Genomic DNA, 19,702 nt, shown 5'->3' on the forward strand with positions numbered 1-19,702 from the left:
TGTAACACACAATTCGCACTAAAATTTATTTTATACTGTTTTGTCAGTTAAACGATTGTCTGAACGCTAAAGGTGAAAAATTGGTTTTTTTCTTAAACAGTTTGTTGAACGATTGCGGATGTTCAAAACCGAGCTTATAGGCAATTTCGGCAACAGAAAGGCTTGTTGCCGTAAGTTTTTCCTTGGCTTCTTCAATTAACTTGTCGTGAATGTGCTGCTGTGTGTTTTTACCGGTAACGGAACGTAGTAAATCGCTTAAATAACGTGCTGATACATGGAGGCTTTCGGCTAAATAATCTACGGTTGGAAGCCCCTGTTTTAGGGTTTCTTCGCTGTCGAAATAATCGTCCAGCAATTTTTCCAATTGGGTCAGCAGCGCATGGTTAACCGCTTTCCGAGTAATGAATTGACGCTCATAGAAGCGGTTGCTGTATTGCAAGAGCATATCAATTTGCGACAAAATAATATCTTGGGTATGCTTGTCGATATGCTGATATTCTTGTTCGATTTTAAGAAAAATTTCTATAATGTCTTTTTCTTCCCGTTCGGAGAGATGTAATGCTTCGTTAAGCGCATACGAAAAGAAATTGTAGTTTTTTATTTTAGTGGCCAGGGGGTGGGTATACAAGAAATCAGGATGGAATAGCAGCATGTAACCTTTTCCGCATTCGACATTCATCTTTCTGATTTCGGCAATCGTCAACGATTGAATCTGCTTGGGCGCAATAAAGTTCATTGTTCCTTTGTCGAAATCGTAATATTGTTGGCCGTACTTTATTTTTGCAGTAACATCTTTTTTCAGCGAGATACTATAGAAATTCACGCAGAACTGCTCCCAGATGTCGCTTTCATCGGGTTTTATTCCAGCTACATCAATTACGCTGACGAGCGGATGTAATGGGGCCGGCAAGGACAATTGCCGATGAAATTCGGATATGGAATTGATACTATGCATCCTGTTTTTGTTATACAAATTTACAAAAAACAACTGCCTCGCAAGGCAGGTGCTGATTTAAAAAATTAGGCCTCAAATTGTTTTGCAATTTCCTGCCTGAACGCTTCTTTTCCGATTTGCAATCGTCTTTCATAGAGTGCATATGCATCTTCACCTGCCAGATAACGTACCTGATCTTTATTGTCCGTGGCGGCTTCATATACCACTTGGGCAATTTGCTCGGCTGTGGATGCATTTTGCATCATCAGACCCATTTGTTCGAACAGTTTGTCTTCGATGTCCTGATAGTCCGAAGCTCGGTTTAGATCCAAAGAACGACCTGCAAAATCTGTCGCTATTCCTCCCGGAGCAACTGTTTTGATGGCTATTCCAAATTTTTTCAATTCAAAGGACATGCTTTCGCTCCAGCCCTCCAAGGCGAATTTTGTGGCATGATACATTGAATGTAACGGGAACCCCATAAATCCACCAATTGATGTGGTTGAAATAAATAAACCACTTTTCTGTGCTCTAAAATGGGGAATGAAGGCTTGTGTAACCCGCAATACGCCCAATAGATTCGTGTCGATTTGGCGAAGTATTTTTTCGTCGCTCAACGTTTCAAAGGCACCCATTAACCCATAACCTGCATTATTGAAAACGACATCAATGTTACTTATAGCGATTGCTTTTGCTACAGTTTCTTTGATCTGGGCCGGATCGGTAACATCTAATTTTAATAGCGTGATGTTTTCGGTCCCGGCAAGTTCGGTTTCATTTTCGGGATTTCGCATGGTTGCGATCACATTCCAACCCGCCTGTTGAAATAGTTTGGCAGTTGCTTTTCCCAAACCGGAAGAAGCTCCTGTAATGAAAATTGTCTTTTGCATGCTGTTATTGTTTGATTCCATACCACAAATGTCTGAAGAAGGCATCGGGTACCTGTTGCCAAATTGAGCTTGATTGTAGCCAAAATGACGAAATCAAAATGTGTGAAAAAAATCATCGCCAATGGAGCAGGAAATTTATCGACTTTGGCACGATTATTTGTTGATATTCGTTATAAAAACGAAGCAATGTTAAGCTGATTTTTGCTCGATTTTAAACTTTTTGGCGTATTCGTATTGGCGTAATTGCTGTATTTTAAAAATTTTAGAAGATCTATATTTATGCAAGGCACAATTGACGGGATAAGCGGGGAACCACATCGTTCACAGGTGTTCCGTTTAACTTACAAAGGACAGGATTATCAGCTGGTGTTGTTGAAAAAGTCTTTATCAAAGCTCGATACGGAATTGCCAATTTCGCTTGATGGAATTGATCAAAAACTCGTAAAAAAAGGCGACCAGTGGTTTTTTGAAAATAGACACTCAGATCAGCATTTTGCGACAGAAATCTGGCGCAATTTATCGCTTCGATATCGCCTTTAAGGCAAAAATTCTGCTGTATGGTGGTCCGCAGCTCAATATACAGCAGATTTTAAGGATGCTTTCTTAGCTTGTAGCCATCTTCCGTCTAAACTCCAGTGGTGAAAGCTCCGTTTTCTTTTTGAATAAACGATTGAGTGACTGCGGCTGTTCAAAACCCAGCTGATAGGCAATTTCGGCAACGGAAAGCTCCGACCTGGACAGCAGATCTTTCGCTTTTTCGATGAGCTTATGTTGGATATGGTTCTGCGCACTTTCACCGGTCTGTAACCGTAATAAATCGCTTAAATAGTTTTTCGACATATTCAGCCGCTCAGCAAAGTAGCCCACCTGCGGCAAGCCCTTGTGTTGGGTTTCGGCTTCAAAATACTGATCCAACAATTGTTCAAACCGGCTTACCAAGGGCACATTGTGTACTTTACGCGTAATAAATTGCCGGTTATAAAACCGCTGCGAATACACCAGCAACAGTTCGATGAAACTGACAATGGCATCCTGGCTATAGCTGTCGATCGGACTGTCATATTCGCTTAAAATCCCTTTTCCGATATTTCGGATCTGCTCCTTTTCCCGGTCGGACAGAAAAAGTGCTTCGTTGACTTCGTAATCGAAAAAACTGTAGCTGCCGATTTTGTGTGCCAGGTCATAGGTGCGGATAAAATCGGGATGGAAAACAAGGGAATAACCTACTTCGGCATGGGCAGTATCGGGATCAACACTGATCATCTGCCCGGGTTTAAAGAAGGTCATCAGGCCTTCCCGGAAGTCGTACTGATGTGGGCCATAACCCAATACGCATTGTGCATCTTCTTTGATGGAAATGCAGTACAGGTTGAGCTGAAAGGTGGTCTCGACCGTTGGATGTATATGCTTGTTTTTGGAGAAATCGGTGATGCTAAAAAGCGGATGCTGCGGTTTGGGCAGCTGCAGCGCTTCATGATAGTCGGCGATACTATTGATCCTGATCAGTACGGGTTCTTTCTTTGACATGCTCTTTTTGCCTGTTAAATGATAGCCTAATTTAAGTAAAATGCCATGCGCTTTCTGCTGGCATGGCATTTATATTTTTTATGATTGCAGCGGAATACTTACATCGCGGGATCCGGTATCCAGTCCGACCGGCAGAATAGCCTCAATGCGTTGCAGCTCTTCGGCGGTCAATAGGATGTCTGTAGCTGCGATATTCTGCTCCACATAGCGCACTCTTTTTGTCCCCGGTATTGGCACGATTCCTTTTTGGATCAGCCAGGCAAGGGCCAGCTGCGACGAGGTAACGTCTTTTTCTTTTCCAATCTGTTCGAGTTCACGCACCAGATCGAGGTTTTTATAAAACTGCTCACCCTGAAACCTCGGGATAAGCCTGCGGAAATCATCTTCGGGGATATCGTCCGGCGACTTGATCTCACCCGTGATAAATCCACGGCCCAAAGGGGAGTAGGCGACCAGGCCAATACCCAGCTCCTGTGTCAGATCGTATACGCCATTGGTCTCTACTTCGCGTCCGAACAGGGAGATTTCATTCTGCACAGCCGTGATCGGGAAGGTCGCATGTGCCTTGCGGATCTGCTCGGCACTGACTTCCGAAATGCCCAGGTACCTGACCTTGCCCGCTGTGACCAGCTCGCCCATGGCACCTACGGTTTCCTCAATGGGTACATTGGGGTCGGGGCGGTGCATATAATAGAGGTCAATCACATCGGTATCGAGGTTTTTCAGCGAGCGCTCGATAGACTTTCGGATATAATCTGGCCGACCATTGATACGCCAGGTCACGTGGTCGTTATCATCAATCTCAAAGCCGAACTTGCTGGCGAGGATATAGTCGTTGCGCTTGCCGCGTATGGCCCTGGAGATCAACCTTTCGTTTTCAAAGGGCCCATACAGATCGGCCGTATCCAAAAAGTTGCCACCCAGTTCCAAGGACCGATGGATGGTGGCTATGGATTCTTTTTCGTCGGCCTTGCCGTAGATATCGCCAGTGGACGCAAAACTGCTCATCCCCATACAGCCTAAGCCGATCATTGGAATTTCAAGTCCCTGCGTGCCTAATTTTCTTGTTTTCATCTGCTTCTTATTTTTGTTACCCAAAATTACGAAGCTGCGCCTGCAGCATGTTTACCCCAATTACGGAAACTTGTAACTGAATTACGGATCTAATCGCTAATTAAGCTACCCTGAATTTTTCGTTATAAGCATCTTCCAGGTACTGTCCCAACGTTCTTGTCCGCTCCGTATCAATGGTACTGATGTAGCGATGAAACATCTGCTCGGTACTGTGACCTGTAGCTTCCATCAGTAGCGGAGTAGGGATTTTACCGTAAAAATTTGAGGCAAAGCTTCTTCTTCCGATGTGGCTCGTGATCGCTTCCCATTTTTGAACAAACATTTCTACCGCCCGGAAGCCCTTTCTTTTGCGGACTTTGACCAGGCTATTGATACCGGAAAGTTCCGCGACTTCTTTGATCTGCAGATTATACTTTTGCGCAGTAAGCTTCTCGGGAAATACGTTTAAATTGCCCGACAATATGGTCAATGGTACCGGATGTAAAGGCAGCAGAATTTCTTTTTGCGTTTTCTGCTGGACAAATGAGATACAGGGTTTTCCCTTGATTATCTCGAGGTTCTGGATATCAAAATTCATGAAATCTGAAATGCGCTGGCCGGTGTAGCAGCTGATGATTAGCCAGTCCCGAGCTGCCTGTAGTCTTGGAGGGACATCCGTTTCCTTGAGTTTTACCAGTTCATCCTCACTGAGGGTGACAAAAAGATTGACTTTTTTTTCCTTGGGAAGCTCAAGTTCATATACGTAGGTTCTGACCCCTCTTTTCTCCAAAAAATTGAGCACCGTGCGGACAAAATGTATGGTGCGGCCGATCGTACTTTTATTGTATTCTTCCAGCTCGCCAAATTCAAGGAACTCTTTGACAAAGGATGCATTGACTTCGTGCAGCAAAAGGTGTCTTTTGCGATGGCCTTCAAATCGCTCGAGCAAATGGAGGAATACCCGGTAACGCTTGGAAGTCGGTTCAGAAATAAGGTGGGCACGGCTCCGGATATAAGCTTCCACATAATCTAGAAGGCTGTTGGCGGGGCGACAACTCTTTGTGCCATCACAATTTTCTTTTATGATCTTGCGGAGTTTGATATGCGAAATTTTGCTGTTTTTTGCCGCCACATTACTCAGGTATTCGGCGATTCCGATTTTTAGCCTATCGAGCTTGGCATTTAAATTTTTATTTTTTTTGAGGTAAATATTGTGGGGGCGCTGTTTTTCAAAATCCCATAAATCCGGGCAAATTTTAAGGGGAGTATTGATCACATGTTCCGTCTGAGAATCATCAAGGATCGTGAGGGATATTGTTGAAAAGGGGGAGGAATATAGCAGCGTAAATTTGAAGTTTATCATTGGACTTGAATCTAATTTTCTGAAAATAAATATATAAGTTTTCCAGAGAAGTCCAATTCAGACTACAGTTCCAATAATCAAATGTAACTATTTTACCTTACAAAAAATAATCTAATAAATATTATTAAAAACTACACCTTAATCGCTATTCATTTCATGACAAATCCTATTCAGACAGATAATTTCATTTTTTTATCCTTTATGAATCAGTTAATTGAAAAAAAGTTGTAGTCTGAATTGGACTACAGTGCTATGTAACTAACGCATATATTTCAAACTTAAACAGAATCGAAAATGAAGGATCAATTAAAGGCCAAACGAGAATATATACCACCTGCAATTCATGCAACCAGCGTGGAAATGGAGAATGCTTTCGGGGCTATACAGATTACTTTCGTAGCGGGAACTGAACAGGACTATTTGCCATTGGATATTTTGCAGAAGGGAGAAGATGGCAACTGAGATTGGAAGAAAAATAAAAATAGCATTTGTGGACGATAGTCTCTTTCAGCGGACGCTCATGAAAATAGTGCTTGTCAACAATGAAACATTTGATCTACGTTTTAATTGCAGCAACGGACTGGAGCTCCTGAAAAAACTCGAAAGTACCGCCGAGCTGCCCGACGTATGCCTTGCGGATCTTAATATGCCTGTAATGGATGGACATGAGGCCGCTCTTCATATCCGCGATCGGTTTCCATCGATTAAAGTATTCGGGTATACGACCACAGATAATATCACCGAACTTGAACGGTTTAAGGCCAACGGTGCACTTTTCATTTTCAGTAAAACCAACCTGAGAATGACATTGGACGAAATTAAATATTGGCTTGATGATGACATCGGATCTCCATTAAGCAAAGGATAGATACATAGCATAGCTCATTTATGGACAGTAAAGCGGCTGAATTTGAAATTATACCTTTAAAGGAATGGCAGCAGCAGCGGTTTCCCTACTGGTATCATGGTCAGGATCTTTTCACTATCCTGATACCATTTGACGACATTGAGATCCGCCTGGAGAATGATTCTTTTTGCATGGAAGGCAATACGCTCATTTTTATTGGTCCGGCGAAAGATTTTACCCTCAGGGGATCGGGCACTTCGAACGGGTATCTGATCCGCTTTACTTCACGGTTTTACGAAAGGTCGGCCCTGGATAGGACATTGATCAATTCGGGATTATTTTTTGACAGTGAAAGATTGCTCAAGGCCGTTAAAAGCCGGATAAAACAGGAAGAGATGAAGATGCAGATTATCGGAAATATCCAAGGTTATCAATCAAGAAACGCCGCGGTGACTTCGCTGATCGTGCACAACTTCATCGAGTCGGTCCTTTTACAAGGGATATGGGAAACAGATTTCGATAAGGAACTCAGCAGGGGTAGGGACAGTACGGTGCAGGGATTGGCCAACCGTTTTTCCATACTCGTACACAAACATTATAAAGAAAATTGCAACGTCAAATTCTATGCAGACAAACTACATATTACGCCAAGAAAGCTAACGAATCTATGTACAGAAGTCTGGAATAAAACGGCAAAGAATGCCATTATCGACATCGTTTTGAAAGAGGCGCTGCGCTATATTGAACATACGGATCTTTCTATTTCCCAGATCTCCTATGAAATGGGGTTTTCAGAAGAATCCAATTTTCGGCATTTCGTCAAAAAACATTCGGGTTCCAATCCACTGCAATACCGTGGAAGAATGCGAAAGGCCAGCGGTCCTTATGTGCATTAGCAGCTGTTTTTTTGTGCGGATTCGTGTAAAAAAATACTGGAACGAATCCCTTCGCCCCAGTGTCCATTAATATTATATTAAATAACAACCCGCAAAAAAGTTGTTATCCAAAAGTAGGGCGATAAAAGGTGTGAAAGTATGTGAATAGCGGCAATAAACGTGTGAAAAGTGGAAACCGAAAGGAGTGTGGGGGTATGTATAGCGGATCGAAGAAATCGAGATTGGAGCGAGAAGACAGGGGACTGATTCGGTATTGAATGGAATACTTTAAAATAAATTAAATTATGGAAAAATTTGAAGATCAATGGCAGGATGGTGATGCGGATGTGGGACGTAAGATTAGAGAAGCCACATTAAATGATGAAGAGATCGGCCGATTAAGGGAGAAACTCAAATCACTTCTGGTAAAATTTGCCGAGCATAAGTTGGTCGAAGGTGAGCTGCATCCATTCTTTAGGGATCAGAAGGTTCAGGATGAATACGATCATACGGTTCTTCTGATCGAAAAGAGACATGCCGAGATAAAAGGGCTGTTTTCTGTTAAAGATAACTGAAGCTTTTTTAAACGATTTCAATCTTACTCTTGTCTTTCTATCAATCCATTTGATGGATAAATAGTTAGAAAAGACCGGCACATCTTTGAGGTTTCTGGTCTATTCGTTCTAAAATAACCTGTTGATCTATGGGCTCGGCAAGATTGAGAACTTAACAAGCAAGATTGAAAAAGTAAAAAGACAACCTATGAACGGATTGAATAAAAATATGCTGGGCGGATTGATCGGTGCACTCGTCCTCAATATAGTGCACAGCGCTGCCAAAAGATTTGATTCCCAGTCGCCCGAAGTAGATAAAGTGGGTGAGGAGGCGATGAAGAAAACAGTACGCTTCGCCGGATTTAAACCACCCCAAGGTAATACGCTGGTAGCAGCTACATTTGGCGCCGATGTGGCCTCAAATACCATGTTATATACGCTTATCGGCTATGGCGGTCAGAAAAATAGGCTGCTGAAAGGAGCCTTGCTCGGTACTGTGGTAGGGCTCGCAACATTGACTATTCCGGAACAGGCCGGACTCGATGCCAAACCCATAAAAAAGACCAATCGTACGAAGTTAATGACGGTTGCCTGGTATGTTATCGGTGGTATTGCAGCCGGACTGGCCATGAAAGCGATGGAAAAACGCTAAGTTTTTTATAGCTCGGGCTTTGATACACCTTTTTAGGTACTATACGCTACACGGCTATGGTTCAACTGTACTACGCAGCTACGGTTCAACTGGGCGCTACGCGGCTACAATTCAACTATACGCTACGCGGTTACAATTCAACTGTACGCTAAACGGCTACGATTCAACTGGGCGCTATGTGGCTACGATTCAACGGTAGTTAGCTGCTGTGCGGTAGCGCTATTGTATTAAACTGATTGGCCAACTGTTGCGAATATGAATTAATATCCAGCGGATTGTAAATGCGATTAGCTAAATATTTATCAATAGCAGAAAACAACTGACAAAAAGTGTAATTTACATTAATATCAGGTCTCAAGATCAGATTTTAATCGTTTTGAAATCGCTAAATTAAAACAATCATGATGAGAAAATATGTTGGTATAATGCTCTTTTTTATTGCTGCAGCGGGTAGCCTACATGGGCAAACGCTGACGACGAAATTGATCCCGATGCGTTTAGCTGCAAGTTTTGACCGCGTAAAAGAGGGCATCCCCGATATGTCCGGTCAGTTTGTCGACAGCAAAATTAAAATCACAGCGCTGGGAAGTACAGATTCGACTGCCCGTTTTGAAATCGAGGAGCAGGGGATAAGCATTGAAACGGTTGTGGATAACGAAAAAGAGTACCATAAATTGGTCACGACTGCGGCAAAAGATGTTTCCAAACCAAGTATTCATATGCTGTATACGTACTCGTTAAAGAATAAAAAATTGAAAGTACCGCCGCCAAGAAAAGTCTTTTTCTCTCCGGAATATGGGGTAATCTGGACTTTGACGTTAAAAAAAATAGCAGAAAAGGAAACCGAAGTTGTACTTAACTACAAATCACTATCGCCTGCATTTGCCGAGAAAATCGAAAGTGAATTTGAAAGCGACACTTATTATAGCCACAAAATCGTAAAAATCGAAGTCAATGATAAGCGAATGAATCACCTGATCAAGGAGATTTTGATCAATCAGATGCATGTCGACAGGGATTATCCCGTGCCAAGCTATCCCGCGCGCAATTAATCATTCCACATGAATTGAATTTTATCTATGGCTATTTCATTTTTTTACCTATTTAACTACTTTACCCATGATAAAGTGTGTAAACCTTTATTTTATGTAATTTTTTTGCCGCTAACTGGGTAGCAGGATCGGCTCCTTGCACCATAATTTGTGTATACGATAGTTTAAAAGCAGTTTATTCTTCCAATATGGCACTATTTGTGTGAATGTATTTGAACGATATTTCCATATTTTTTGATTTATTTTTACACAATTAGTTAATTATGATGCGCAACGATCAGTTTTTGCTGCCGATACTTGATATGTCTCCCTTGGCAACTGCTATATACAGCAGCCCCGATCTACATATAGCCTACGTCAATAAGTCTATGCTAGAGACCTGGCGAGCTGATAGCAGTATAGTCGGCAAAACGTTTTGTTCATGTTTTCCAAGTTTTCATAAAGAAGGGTTTTCATCCATATTGAAAAATGTTTGGAAGACGGGAATCACGTACACCGCAAAGGATACTCCAGCAGATATTGTCTGTGGAAATCAAGTTGTAAAGCGCTATTTTGATTTTGAATACAAAGCTCTCCTTGATGATAATGGGAATACCTATGGCATTCTTCATTCTTCGTGGGACGTGACCGAGAGAAAGCTAGCTTATGACATTGCCGAAAGTCAAAATGAGCAGTTGATCTTTAATAGAAAGCTTGATGCTTTTGCAAATACGTTATCTCATGATTTAAAAAATCCATTGTCAGTTCTAAAATTGGGAAATCATTTTTTGAGCAGAAATATTAACCTGCCACAAGATGTTAACCAAAAATGGCTTGAAAACATGAATATGGCTATACAGAATATCGAATCTATACTTGATAAAAAACTCCAGCTAAATAAAATAAGAGACCACAAACCTGTGATAGAGTACTTGGAGATGGATAAAAGAATGATGGAATGGACGGAAGAAGTCAAGTTGATATATCCAAATTCGCAGGTGAAATTTAAATTGGGAAAGCTTCTCGCACTGCGTACAGATGCCAATGCTATTTATCAGATATTTTTTAACCTTATTTCAAATGCCATAAAATATGCGGCACAGACAGCCGATGATTATCTACATATCTACAGTGAGGAGACAAGTAAAGGAATTGTATACTATCTGGAAGACAATGGCGTCGGTATTCCCGATGTAAATCTTAATCTGGAATTTATGGCCCATGAAAGATTACATCTTCAACCGGATCAGGTTTCAGGAATAGGCCTTCCTCTGGTAAAAGAGCTTATTGAGCGTTTAGGTGGGTCTATTAATATTTCCAGTAAAATAGGGACAGGAACCGTCGTTCGTTTATTTTTTCCTACAATGCAACTCAACTAAAGTTTGTCAGGTTTGTAGGTTAGCGGTGAATTTATATCTACCCTTAATTTGGTTAGAAATATCCTCAATTCAGCTACAATTGACCGCCCATAGTTGCGGAACTTTGTCCTGTTACATTTAAATAAGTTTAACATGCAGACAAATGAAATAGAAGTAGCCCTTGTTACAGGTGCCAATACGGGTGTTGGTTTTCAGATTGCCAAAGCTCTTGCTGAAAATGGATATCATGTGTTTGTTGGGTCAAGAGATTTAGAAAAAGGAAAGGATGCCGCCAATCAGATAGGGGGTGAAGCACATGCCATTCAACTGGATATTACCGACAATAATTCAATCAGGAATGCTGTCGGTAAAATAGAAAATGAGTTTGGGTACCTTACTTTGCTGGTCAATAATGCGGCGATTTCAAACGCAGGGATCCCCGGTCGTACAATGTGGGAAATTCTGAGTGCGCAGAAGGCAAGCGTCACATCCATAGCTGAAATGCGCCAGGTTTGGGAAACCAATGTCTTTGGCACGCTTGCCATAACACAGGCCCTGTTGCCCTTACTTCGGAATGCAAAACAATCTAGAATCGTAACCGTTTCAAGTTCTCTAGGCTCACTAACGCTGAATGCAGATCCGGACAATGCATTCCGTAGTGGATTTGATGCCGTATATGGCGCTTCGAAAACCGCTTTAAATGGTGTTTTCCTTTCTCTAGCAAATGAATTGGAAAATACAAATGTTAAGGTACATCTGGTAAGTCCGGGTTTTACAGCGACAGCCCTGAATAACTTTGAAGGTACAGATACGGTGGAAGAAGGCTCACTTGAGCCGATACGCGTGGCACTGGCGGAAGATATACCCAATGGAAGCTTTACGGGACCGGCTACCTATCGCACAGAACAAGGCGGTCAAGTGCCGTGGTAGAATTACACAAAGGAAGACCTTTAGCTACAAGCTAGAGGTTTTTTTATAAATTTATTGTATGAAAAAGAAAGAGGATAAGTTAAAACGCTTTATATCTATATCCGAGAGTCACGAAGCTTTTGGCCTACCAAAACCGCAGCATCCCCTGATTAGCCTGGTCCATTTCAATCAGGATAATCCATTCAATACCGCTATGGCTCCAATATACGATGTCCTGAGTTTCTACAAGATAACTTTTATAACAAAAAACAGCGGAAAACTCAAGTACGGCAGGGGGTACTATGATTTTAATGAAGGAAGTATGCTTTTCTTTGCGCCCAATCAATTGGTGGGCAGCACAGAATATAATAGGGATACCTATGCTTATCTGCTGCTGATCCATCCTGACTTTTTCCTGGGTTCCGCTTTAGCCCATAAAATTAGGAAGTACGGCTATTTTTCCTATTCTGTGAATGAAGCGTTACATCTATCTGATCAGGAAAGAGAAACGATGATAGCGATCTTGAATTTCATGAAAAATGAACTTGACAATCGGATAGACGAATTTAGCCAAGAAGTCATTATATCGCAGGTGGAGTTAATGCTGAGCTACGTCAACCGGTTTTACAAGCGGCAGTTCATTACGCGAAGAAATATAAACAATGATATTCTACTGAAGGCAGAAGCGCTGTTGGATGATTATCTGGATCATGATCATTCGGTAATTCAGGGAGTGCCAACGGTCCATTTTCTTTCGGAGCAGTTGAATGTGTCTGCGGGTTATCTAAGCGATATGCTACGCTCGCTCATTGGCCAGAACACGCAGCAGTATATCCACCATAAACTTATTGAGCGGGCAAAAGAGAAATTATCAACGACACAACTTACCGTAAATGAAATTGCTTACGAACTGGGTTTTGAGCATGCACAAAGTTTCAGCAAACTGTTCAAAAAGAAAACGGCTCAGACGCCACTGGAATTTAGAGGAATGTTTAAGTCAAAGTAAAACGTTGACCCTTTATCCTTCTCGCTTTCAAGCTGGATCTTTGTGCCATGGCAGCGCAATATTTCAGCCACGATATACAGGCCAATGCCAAATCCTGATATATAAGAGGTGTTCAGATTATCTACGCGATAAAAAGCCTTGAATAAATTTTTCTGATGTTTCTTTTCAATGCCTAATCCCTGATCGCGTACAAAAATGCGAATTTTTCCGTCGACGCTTTCCGCGCCGATAGTTATTGTGCCACCCTTAGGAGAATATTTCACGGCATTGCTCAATAGGTTCCCCAGCACCTGGTCTATCTTTGGCCGGTCTGCGAAAAGTTCGCTGGAGGCATCGCAGCTCAGTTCAATGCGGTGGTTATGTGTACCAAGATCTGCTATGCAGTCTCGCATCAGTTCCCTTAGGTTGAAAGATGATCTATTGAGCTGTAGTTTTCCCTGTTCAACTTCTGCAACACTGAGGAAATCGCCGATCATAAGCATCATCTTTTTTACCTGGTTTTCGATTTTTGATCCCATCGCCGCGCTCTTTTCCCCGAACAGTTCTTTATGTTGCTGCATAATTTGTGCACTCAACAGGACACTTGTCAGCGGTGTCTTGAGTTCATGGCTGGCCATAGAGATAAAGACATTTTTGCGATGCTCTTCTTGCTTTTTCGCTGTGATATCCCTGGCGATCTTGGAAATTCCGATGATTTCTCCCAAATCATTTTTTATAGGGGATATCGTCAGTGATAAATCGATCAGTTTGCCTGATTTTGTCCTACGCACTGTCTCAAAATGCTTTATGGAATGTCCTCGGCAAAGACGCTCCAGAATGTAATTTTCTTCCGCATGTCTTTCTTCAGGGATCAATTTTAATATAGACTGACCGACCATTTCCTTTGAAGAATACCCAAAGAGCTTTTCGGCTGCTGCATTCCAGCTTGTGATGATTCCTTGCAAAGTCTTTCCGATTATTGCATCATAGGATGAATTTACGATCGCCACCAGTTCCGCGCTTCTTTCGACCGCTATTTTCTGGTCTGTTATATCTATGATTGTACCGATTATTCTTCCGGCATGTTCGCTTCTACTAAAATAGGCCGATCCCTGTACCCGGATAAAAGCAATTAGACCATTGTAGCCGTTAATGATCCGACAGGTAAAATCAAAATGGCCGTCAGTTTTACGCTCACTTAGCTCTTGAATCTGTTTAAAGATCGTAGGCCTGTCTTCGGGATGTACAAGGTCGATAAGTTGTTCTTTACGGCATAACTCATTGGGCAGGCCTAATATATGTTGCGAACGTTCGGAAATACTGACCTTTGCAGATGCTGAATCCCAGTCCCAGGTACCCATTCCTGAAGAGACAATGGCAAGCCGCAGGCGTTCTTCCTTTTCCCCCAACATCGCTGTGAGTTTATCTTTCTTTTGTTCAGCCAGAACAGCTTCGGTGATGTCTTTGGTAAAGCACATGGAGTGAACAAACTCCGAGTCTTTCATCAGTGCGCTCGAATTGATGTTGACATACTTCAGATCACCGTTCTTGCAAATGAGTGTCGCGCGGCGGTCGATAATGCGCTGATCTGCGGCAAGCATCTGCAAGATATCCGCAATGATCTCCTGGTCGGCGTGAAAGTTCCTGATCGGCTTACCGATATATTCCTGCGGAGTATAACCGAGCAGATCAAGTTCTGCCTGATTGGCCCAGATGATAATCCCTTCGCTGTTGACCCAATGCAGGGATAGGGAGGCTTTGTCAATAAATTCAGACAGTTCGGAAACGCTGTTCCTCAGCTTCCGGTTTTCCTGTTGCAACCCTTCAATGGTATTGATGTCCGCCATAGATCTTTCAGATAGAAAATTTTATTAATGAGCCTAAAATAGGTATTACAGTCCAGTTTTGAATGGGTAAAATTACGTACTCTGCAAGGGTAATAATAACGTTAAATTGTGCTATAAATACAGGTTTCAGCTAATATATATGACAATATTATGTTTTGCACAATATAAAATTATTTTACCTTTGTTTTGTATCAAAGCACCGTAATCTTGGTCTACAAGATATAAACACGCTAGACACTTTTACTTTATTAAAACAAACACTTTATGCGCTATGCGTGTTTTAAAATGCATAAAATCACAAACAAATGACTACAGAAATTAAAAACAGAATAAAAGAAGTATTCGAAAAACAGAAAGACTTTTTCGGCACGCAAGCAACGAAGGAAATCACATTCCGTAAAAGACAGTTGCAAAATTTCCGTAAAGTTTTTGCGAGTTATACGGATGCGATCTGTGAAGCAGTGAATATCGATCTTGGAAAAAGCAGGGCAGAAGCAGAGTACGTCGAAGTTCAGATTGTTCTCGATGAACTCGACGATATGATCGAAAATATGGAAGAATGGGCAAAACCAACCTATGTCAAATCAAAACCGCATGCTTCGGGAGCGGAAGTCATCAGTAAGTACATTTATGAGCCCTACGGTGTAAACTATATCATAGGTCCCTTTAATTACCCGGTGCAGTTGACTTTTAGTCCGCTGATCGGTGCCCTGATGGCCGGAAATACGGCTATCATCAAACCTTCTGAAAACACGCCCCATGTTGCCCAGGTTATTGAAGATATTGTTAGCGAAGCTTTTGATGAAAAATATGTTGCCGTTTTTCAGGGCGCTATTGAAGAAAATACCTATCTATTGAGCCTTCCTTTTGATTACATCTTTTTTACGGGAAGTCCGAATGTTGGCAAAATTGTCATGAAAGCCGCTGCCGAACAACTGATTCCGCTTACACTGGAACTGGGGGGGAAATCCCCAACGATCGTGCACCATGATGCGGACATCGAAAAAGCAGTTCAGCGCATTTCTGCCGGCAAATGGATCAATTGCGGACAGACCTGTGTTGCTCCGGATTACGTTTATGTGCATGAATCTGTGAAGGGCGCCTTTATCGAACAGTTAAAATCTTATCTTAAAGCTACATACAACGACGAATCTTTAGGGAAAATCGGCAAGATTGTAAGCCAGCATCAGATCGGGAATTTAGCGGGATACCTGGATGCCGCTCCCGAAAAAGTTATTTATGGGGGAAAATATGATTTGGAAACGCGCCATTTTGAAGCAACTTTGATGGACGATGTCAACTGGAATGATGCGGTGATGCAGCAGGAAATTTTTGGTCCGATCCTTCCTATTTTAGCTTACAGCAATATTGATGAAGTACTGAAAGAGATCAATAGCAGACCCAAACCATTGGCGCTGTACGTGTTTTCTGAAAGTCAACAATTTGCAGATGATGTGATCGCAAGAACCACCAGTGGCGATGCGGAGATCAATAGTACATTGATCCACGTCGGATCGCATTACCTTCCTTTCGGTGGCGTAGGTGCTTCGGGAATGGGAAAATATCACGGCAGATTCAGTCTGGAAAACTTTAGTCACCAGCGTTCGATCCTGCAGGTAAAATAGCGATAATTTACGCAATGGCTATAATTTACGCACACAATTAATCAATTAATCAGGGGCCACCTCAACGGGTGGTCCTTTTTTTTGATATTTCCGGACGTTATATTTCCGTTTCATCCTCAGATCGGGTTAGTTAACTGTTTAATCCTCAGATCAGATTAGTTAAGTGTTTAATGAAAATCACTTCGACCGAGCTACTCTTTCTAGCTATCGAAGCATATGGATTGATAACCACGGGACTACCTGCTATTTTGATAAGTGTGATAGCATTGTGAAACCCTGTTTTTTTTGATTGGCAGCTCAATTATTGATATTTGGTTTGAGAGATTCTAGCGGGGTAAAATAGCTTTGAGAGGCCAGAATAAGCGCTGATAGAATCTAAACCTGTAATCCAGCGCATCCACGGCAAATCAGTGGGCGATGGATTCAAATTTTCAAATTTATGGCAAATCAAGAAGTAAATGGAAAAGTAGTTTTGATCGCAGGTGGTGCGAAAAACTTAGGGGGGCTGTTGAGCCGGGATTTTGCGGCAAAAGGAGCAAAGCTTGTCATTCACTACAATAGTGAGAGCACAAGAGCCGAGGCAGAAAAAACATTGTCGGATGTACAGGCGTTTGGTGCCGAGGGACTGCTTGTCCAGGGCGACCTTACACAGCTATCAAATATAAAAGCGCTATTTGACAAAGCCGAAGAAAAGTTCGGTAAGGTTGATATCGCAATCAATACGGTCGGTAAAGTACTGAAAAAACCGTTTGTAGAGACGTCAGAGCTTGAGTACGACAGCATGAGTGATATTAATTCGAAGGTCGCTTATTTTTTTATTCTCGAAGCCGGCAAGCGGATCAATGATAACGGCAAAATCTGCACTGTCGTTACGTCTTTATTAGCAGCCTATACAGGCCTTTATTCGACATATGCGGGAATGAAAGCTCCTGTAGAACATTTTACAAGGGCTGCGTCTAAGGAATTTGGACCGCGCGGAATTTCAGTTACGGCGGTAGCTCCTGGTCCGATGGATACACCTTTCTTCTACGGACAGGAATCTGAAGATGCTGTAGCCTATCACAAGTCGGCGTCTGCACTGGGTGGACTTACCGATATTAAGGACATTGCACCACTGATTGAGTTTCTGGTAACTGATGGCTGGTGGATAACCGGACAGACTATTTTCGCCAATGGCGGGTATACCACAAGATAAAATATGTAGGCAAAAGGCAGTCAAAGCTGACTGTCTTTTGATACACAGATAACAGCGCATGATAACATAGCACAGCTTCCAATCCGATTTGGGTTCCAAACAGGATCAGCTTATGATCTCAGACAAGTGAAGATGAACTGCAGGAGGTTTTAGTGCTGATAACTGTATAAACGCTTATCAAGACGATGATGAATAGTAAGGACCTAGAAATAGGGCTACAGGATTTTGGGATTTGTACACTCGCCGAATTCCAACAAACCGAAAGTGATATAGCAAGTGATACTTATTACATCATAAAAATAGATGAACCGATCGTCATTGCTGTAAATAGGGAGTTTTATACGCTGGATAGCGGACAGCTACTATTTGTAGGGCCGAGAAAGCGAATCAAATTCATGAACGATGCGCCAATAGGGGGCTATGTGCTATCATTTACCGCAGCGTTTTATCTGAGATCGAAATCCGACGTGAAGATTCTCAACTCCATATTGTTCTATGGCATTCAGAATGCCATACAGATTGAGGGTAAAATGGGAAATCAGGTCTATTTTGATACGGCTATTATTGAACGCATAAAAATGGCGCGGGTACAGGGACCGGAAATATTGGATCTGGTCGCTCATCACTGTGTCGAGTCAATTTTGCTTGAAGGGCATTACAGGCTCTCTCTTCAGGGGATCCTATCAAAGCTGTGCAGTTCATCGGAACAAATCGTGTTTAACAGCTTTAACATTTTGGTATACAAGTATTATCGTGAAAGTACCTCAGTCAGTTTTTATGCCAATAAATTAAAACTTACAAGCAGAAGGCTTTCCGAGCTCTGCGCAGCGAATAGCGGGAAATCTGCAAAAGCATTTATTTCTGGAATTGTAGTCGGGGAGGCTATTCGTTTGATCAGACATTCGAATTTATCCATTTCGCAGATTTCTTTCGAAATAGGTTTTAGTAATGTCGCAAATTTCAGAAGTTTCATCAAGAAACATACCGGCAAACAACCCCATCTGCACCGTAACGAAAGAGATAAATAATTTTGGATAACGTATATCATTTGCGGTCTAAGGGCTGGGATGAGTATAAACCAGACAGACCGGTGAGGGTAGGCAACCGCAAACCCTAAGCGGCATTTCGCAAAGACTATTTTTTCAATGACGCAGCCCCCGGGCTGCGTCATTTGTTATGAAGCAATATCCACTGCTTCATAAAAGGCTCTCGCAAAGCGTGACTTTGCTTTTTCAAATCGTGATTCAAATCAAGTATTTATTTCAATAAATTGATATTTGTTTACTAATTTTATTAGTATGTCAATCGCTTTTAGTATATTTGTTTAGTCAACGAAACGTTTCCCCGGATGCAATATCACGCTCAAAGCATTAGGAATGTACATAGCGCAAGGGTGAGGGGCACGAATAAAATAGATACAATGCACGCAAAGTTTATTCAGCTTATCAAACAACACAGCCAGTTATCGGAGCCAGAGATTGATCTGTGTAAGAACTATATGGAGCCAGTGCGCTATGCCAAACATCAAATCATCGAAGAGGAGGGAAAGGTACCGACTTACCTCTATTTCGTTGTGTCGGGCTTTGTACGTCTGTTCCATTATAACGATAAAGGCGACGAACTGACGACACATATCAACTGTCCGCCGGGATTTATATGCTCTTACCAGAATTTTAGCAATCAGACGCGTTCCGAAGAAAACCTGGAAAGCATCACCGACTGCAAACTGCTGCGTATCACCAAAGCAAACCTCGATATGCTAACTGCACAATCGCCTGCATTTAAAGATTTTAGTGTGTATGTGTTTCAACAGGCCTTGAGTTATAATGAGAAGAGATCGAAAGAGCTAGCCACGCTTACGGCCGAAAAACGCTACCTCAAGCTCATGACCGAACAGCCGGATCTGCTGCACAACGTACCCATGCAATATATCGCATCATTCCTCGGCATGAACCCCAAAAGTTTGAGCCGTATCCGCAAACAGATCATTAGGTAACATTTGTGAACTGGTTTTGAATGGTCAAAGCAGAACTTTGTGCTATCATTTAAAATCAGAC

Annotated in this window: 20 protein-coding genes; 14 read left to right on the forward strand and 6 right to left on the reverse strand. The window is 42.1% G+C overall.

Features of this window, described 5'->3' with window-relative positions; genetic code table 11:
* Window positions 1-43 precede the first annotated feature (43 nt).
* Together GVK91_RS00290 and GVK91_RS00295 are read right to left on the reverse strand one after the other, a co-directional pair.
* Window positions 44-955, reverse strand: a complete 912-nt coding sequence (locus GVK91_RS00290) for an AraC family transcriptional regulator (protein ID WP_159726343.1) — start codon at window positions 953-955, stop codon at window positions 44-46.
* Window positions 956-1,020: 65 nt separating this feature from the next.
* Window positions 1,021-1,824, reverse strand: a complete 804-nt coding sequence (locus GVK91_RS00295) for an SDR family oxidoreductase (RefSeq protein ID WP_153848211.1) — start codon at window positions 1,822-1,824, stop codon at window positions 1,021-1,023.
* 279 nt (window positions 1,825-2,103) lie between these two features.
* Between GVK91_RS00295 and GVK91_RS00300 the strand changes: the two genes are divergently transcribed.
* Entirely contained in the window at window positions 2,104-2,364 is a 261-nt protein-coding gene (locus tag GVK91_RS00300; protein WP_159726345.1) for a hypothetical protein, read from the forward strand.
* A 63-nt stretch (window positions 2,365-2,427) separates the two neighbouring features.
* Here GVK91_RS00300 and GVK91_RS00305 read toward each other — a convergent pair whose 3' ends face one another.
* The 3 genes from GVK91_RS00305 to GVK91_RS00315 all read right to left on the reverse strand — a co-directional run bounded on the left by GVK91_RS00305 (window position 2,428) and on the right by GVK91_RS00315 (window position 5,767).
* Window positions 2,428-3,351, reverse strand: coding sequence for an AraC family transcriptional regulator (locus tag GVK91_RS00305; protein ID WP_159726347.1), 924 nt, complete (start codon window positions 3,349-3,351; stop codon window positions 2,428-2,430).
* 78 nt (window positions 3,352-3,429) lie between these two features.
* Window positions 3,430-4,425, reverse strand: coding sequence for an aldo/keto reductase (locus GVK91_RS00310; RefSeq protein WP_159726349.1), 996 nt, complete (start codon window positions 4,423-4,425; stop codon window positions 3,430-3,432).
* A gap of 100 nt (window positions 4,426-4,525) precedes the next feature.
* Window positions 4,526-5,767 (reverse strand): site-specific integrase, encoded by a 1,242-nt coding sequence (locus tag GVK91_RS00315; RefSeq protein ID WP_159726351.1) that lies wholly within the window; start codon window positions 5,765-5,767, stop codon window positions 4,526-4,528.
* A gap of 294 nt (window positions 5,768-6,061) precedes the next feature.
* Between GVK91_RS00315 and GVK91_RS00320 the strand changes: the two genes are divergently transcribed.
* The 9 genes from GVK91_RS00320 (at window position 6,062) to GVK91_RS00360 (ending at window position 12,999) form a co-directional block, all read left to right on the forward strand.
* Window positions 6,062-6,229 carry a hypothetical protein gene (locus tag GVK91_RS00320; protein ID WP_153848206.1) on the forward strand — a complete coding sequence of 56 codons (168 nt, stop codon included), beginning with the start codon at window positions 6,062-6,064 and terminating at the stop codon, window positions 6,227-6,229.
* Window positions 6,219-6,635, forward strand: a complete 417-nt coding sequence (locus tag GVK91_RS00325) for a response regulator (protein WP_159726353.1) — start codon at window positions 6,219-6,221, stop codon at window positions 6,633-6,635. The genes GVK91_RS00320 and GVK91_RS00325 overlap by 11 nt, the downstream gene beginning before the upstream one ends.
* A gap of 20 nt (window positions 6,636-6,655) precedes the next feature.
* Window positions 6,656-7,510, forward strand: coding sequence for an AraC family transcriptional regulator (locus GVK91_RS00330; RefSeq protein WP_159726355.1), 855 nt, complete (start codon window positions 6,656-6,658; stop codon window positions 7,508-7,510).
* Window positions 7,511-7,794: 284 nt separating this feature from the next.
* A complete protein-coding gene (locus GVK91_RS00335; RefSeq protein WP_159726357.1) occupies window positions 7,795-8,064 on the forward strand; it encodes a hypothetical protein in 270 nt (89 codons plus the stop codon).
* 187 nt (window positions 8,065-8,251) lie between these two features.
* Window positions 8,252-8,695 carry a hypothetical protein gene (locus GVK91_RS00340; RefSeq protein ID WP_153848202.1) on the forward strand — a complete coding sequence of 148 codons (444 nt, stop codon included), beginning with the start codon at window positions 8,252-8,254 and terminating at the stop codon, window positions 8,693-8,695.
* A gap of 401 nt (window positions 8,696-9,096) precedes the next feature.
* Entirely contained in the window at window positions 9,097-9,747 is a 651-nt protein-coding gene (locus GVK91_RS00345; RefSeq protein ID WP_159726359.1) for a transcriptional regulator, read from the forward strand.
* A gap of 263 nt (window positions 9,748-10,010) precedes the next feature.
* Window positions 10,011-11,105, forward strand: a complete 1,095-nt coding sequence (locus GVK91_RS00350) for a PAS domain-containing sensor histidine kinase (protein ID WP_159726361.1) — start codon at window positions 10,011-10,013, stop codon at window positions 11,103-11,105.
* Between the two features lie 132 nt (window positions 11,106-11,237).
* Complete coding sequence (locus GVK91_RS00355) at window positions 11,238-12,014, forward strand: SDR family NAD(P)-dependent oxidoreductase (RefSeq protein WP_159726363.1); 777 nt, start codon at window positions 11,238-11,240, stop codon at window positions 12,012-12,014.
* Between the two features lie 58 nt (window positions 12,015-12,072).
* Entirely contained in the window at window positions 12,073-12,999 is a 927-nt protein-coding gene (locus GVK91_RS00360) for an AraC family transcriptional regulator (RefSeq protein WP_159726365.1), read from the forward strand.
* Here the strand turns inward: GVK91_RS00360 and GVK91_RS00365 are convergent.
* Window positions 12,957-14,825, reverse strand: coding sequence for a PAS domain S-box protein (locus GVK91_RS00365; protein ID WP_159726367.1), 1,869 nt, complete (start codon window positions 14,823-14,825; stop codon window positions 12,957-12,959). The genes GVK91_RS00360 and GVK91_RS00365 overlap by 43 nt on opposite strands.
* A gap of 305 nt (window positions 14,826-15,130) precedes the next feature.
* Here GVK91_RS00365 and mdlD point away from each other — a divergent pair, with 305 nt between their 5' ends.
* The 4 genes from mdlD to GVK91_RS00385 all read left to right on the forward strand — a co-directional run bounded on the left by mdlD (window position 15,131) and on the right by GVK91_RS00385 (window position 19,641).
* Window positions 15,131-16,450 (forward strand): NAD(P)-dependent benzaldehyde dehydrogenase MdlD, encoded by a 1,320-nt coding sequence (gene mdlD, locus GVK91_RS00370; protein WP_153848196.1) that lies wholly within the window; start codon window positions 15,131-15,133, stop codon window positions 16,448-16,450.
* Window positions 16,451-16,889: 439 nt separating this feature from the next.
* On the forward strand, window positions 16,890-17,645 hold the full coding sequence (locus tag GVK91_RS00375) for an SDR family oxidoreductase (protein WP_153848195.1): 756 nt from the start codon (window positions 16,890-16,892) through the stop codon (window positions 17,643-17,645).
* A gap of 185 nt (window positions 17,646-17,830) precedes the next feature.
* Complete coding sequence (locus GVK91_RS00380; protein WP_159726369.1) at window positions 17,831-18,673, forward strand: AraC family transcriptional regulator; 843 nt, start codon at window positions 17,831-17,833, stop codon at window positions 18,671-18,673.
* A 392-nt stretch (window positions 18,674-19,065) separates the two neighbouring features.
* Window positions 19,066-19,641, forward strand: a complete 576-nt coding sequence (locus GVK91_RS00385) for a Crp/Fnr family transcriptional regulator (RefSeq protein ID WP_159726371.1) — start codon at window positions 19,066-19,068, stop codon at window positions 19,639-19,641.
* The last annotated feature ends 61 nt before the right edge of the window (window positions 19,642-19,702 follow it).

It is taken from the genome of Sphingobacterium sp. 18053, from assembly GCF_902706145.1.
GTDB lineage: Bacteria > Bacteroidota > Bacteroidia > Sphingobacteriales > Sphingobacteriaceae > Sphingobacterium > Sphingobacterium paramultivorum.

Bases quoted from the DNA above. Each gene is read 5' to 3' on its own strand.
- GVK91_RS00290 (WP_159726343.1), bottom strand. From the start codon at position 955: ATGCATAGTATCAATTCCATATCCGAATTTCATCGGCAATTGTCCTTG.
- GVK91_RS00295 (WP_153848211.1), bottom strand. From the start codon at position 1,824: ATGCAAAAGACAATTTTCATTACAGGAGCTTCTTCCGGTTTGGGAAAA.
- GVK91_RS00300 (WP_159726345.1), top strand. From the start codon at position 2,104: ATGCAAGGCACAATTGACGGGATAAGCGGGGAACCACATCGTTCACAG.
- GVK91_RS00305 (WP_159726347.1), bottom strand. From the start codon at position 3,351: ATGTCAAAGAAAGAACCCGTACTGATCAGGATCAATAGTATCGCCGAC.
- GVK91_RS00310 (WP_159726349.1), bottom strand. From the start codon at position 4,425: ATGAAAACAAGAAAATTAGGCACGCAGGGACTTGAAATTCCAATGATC.
- GVK91_RS00315 (WP_159726351.1), bottom strand. From the start codon at position 5,767: ATGATAAACTTCAAATTTACGCTGCTATATTCCTCCCCCTTTTCAACA.
- GVK91_RS00320 (WP_153848206.1), top strand. From the start codon at position 6,062: ATGAAGGATCAATTAAAGGCCAAACGAGAATATATACCACCTGCAATT.
- GVK91_RS00325 (WP_159726353.1), top strand. From the start codon at position 6,219: ATGGCAACTGAGATTGGAAGAAAAATAAAAATAGCATTTGTGGACGAT.
- GVK91_RS00330 (WP_159726355.1), top strand. From the start codon at position 6,656: ATGGACAGTAAAGCGGCTGAATTTGAAATTATACCTTTAAAGGAATGG.
- GVK91_RS00335 (WP_159726357.1), top strand. From the start codon at position 7,795: ATGGAAAAATTTGAAGATCAATGGCAGGATGGTGATGCGGATGTGGGA.
- GVK91_RS00340 (WP_153848202.1), top strand. From the start codon at position 8,252: ATGAACGGATTGAATAAAAATATGCTGGGCGGATTGATCGGTGCACTC.
- GVK91_RS00345 (WP_159726359.1), top strand. From the start codon at position 9,097: ATGATGAGAAAATATGTTGGTATAATGCTCTTTTTTATTGCTGCAGCG.
- GVK91_RS00350 (WP_159726361.1), top strand. From the start codon at position 10,011: ATGATGCGCAACGATCAGTTTTTGCTGCCGATACTTGATATGTCTCCC.
- GVK91_RS00355 (WP_159726363.1), top strand. From the start codon at position 11,238: ATGCAGACAAATGAAATAGAAGTAGCCCTTGTTACAGGTGCCAATACG.
- GVK91_RS00360 (WP_159726365.1), top strand. From the start codon at position 12,073: ATGAAAAAGAAAGAGGATAAGTTAAAACGCTTTATATCTATATCCGAG.
- GVK91_RS00365 (WP_159726367.1), bottom strand. From the start codon at position 14,825: ATGGCGGACATCAATACCATTGAAGGGTTGCAACAGGAAAACCGGAAG.
- mdlD (WP_153848196.1), top strand. From the start codon at position 15,131: ATGACTACAGAAATTAAAAACAGAATAAAAGAAGTATTCGAAAAACAG.
- GVK91_RS00375 (WP_153848195.1), top strand. From the start codon at position 16,890: ATGGCAAATCAAGAAGTAAATGGAAAAGTAGTTTTGATCGCAGGTGGT.
- GVK91_RS00380 (WP_159726369.1), top strand. From the start codon at position 17,831: ATGATGAATAGTAAGGACCTAGAAATAGGGCTACAGGATTTTGGGATT.
- GVK91_RS00385 (WP_159726371.1), top strand. From the start codon at position 19,066: ATGCACGCAAAGTTTATTCAGCTTATCAAACAACACAGCCAGTTATCG.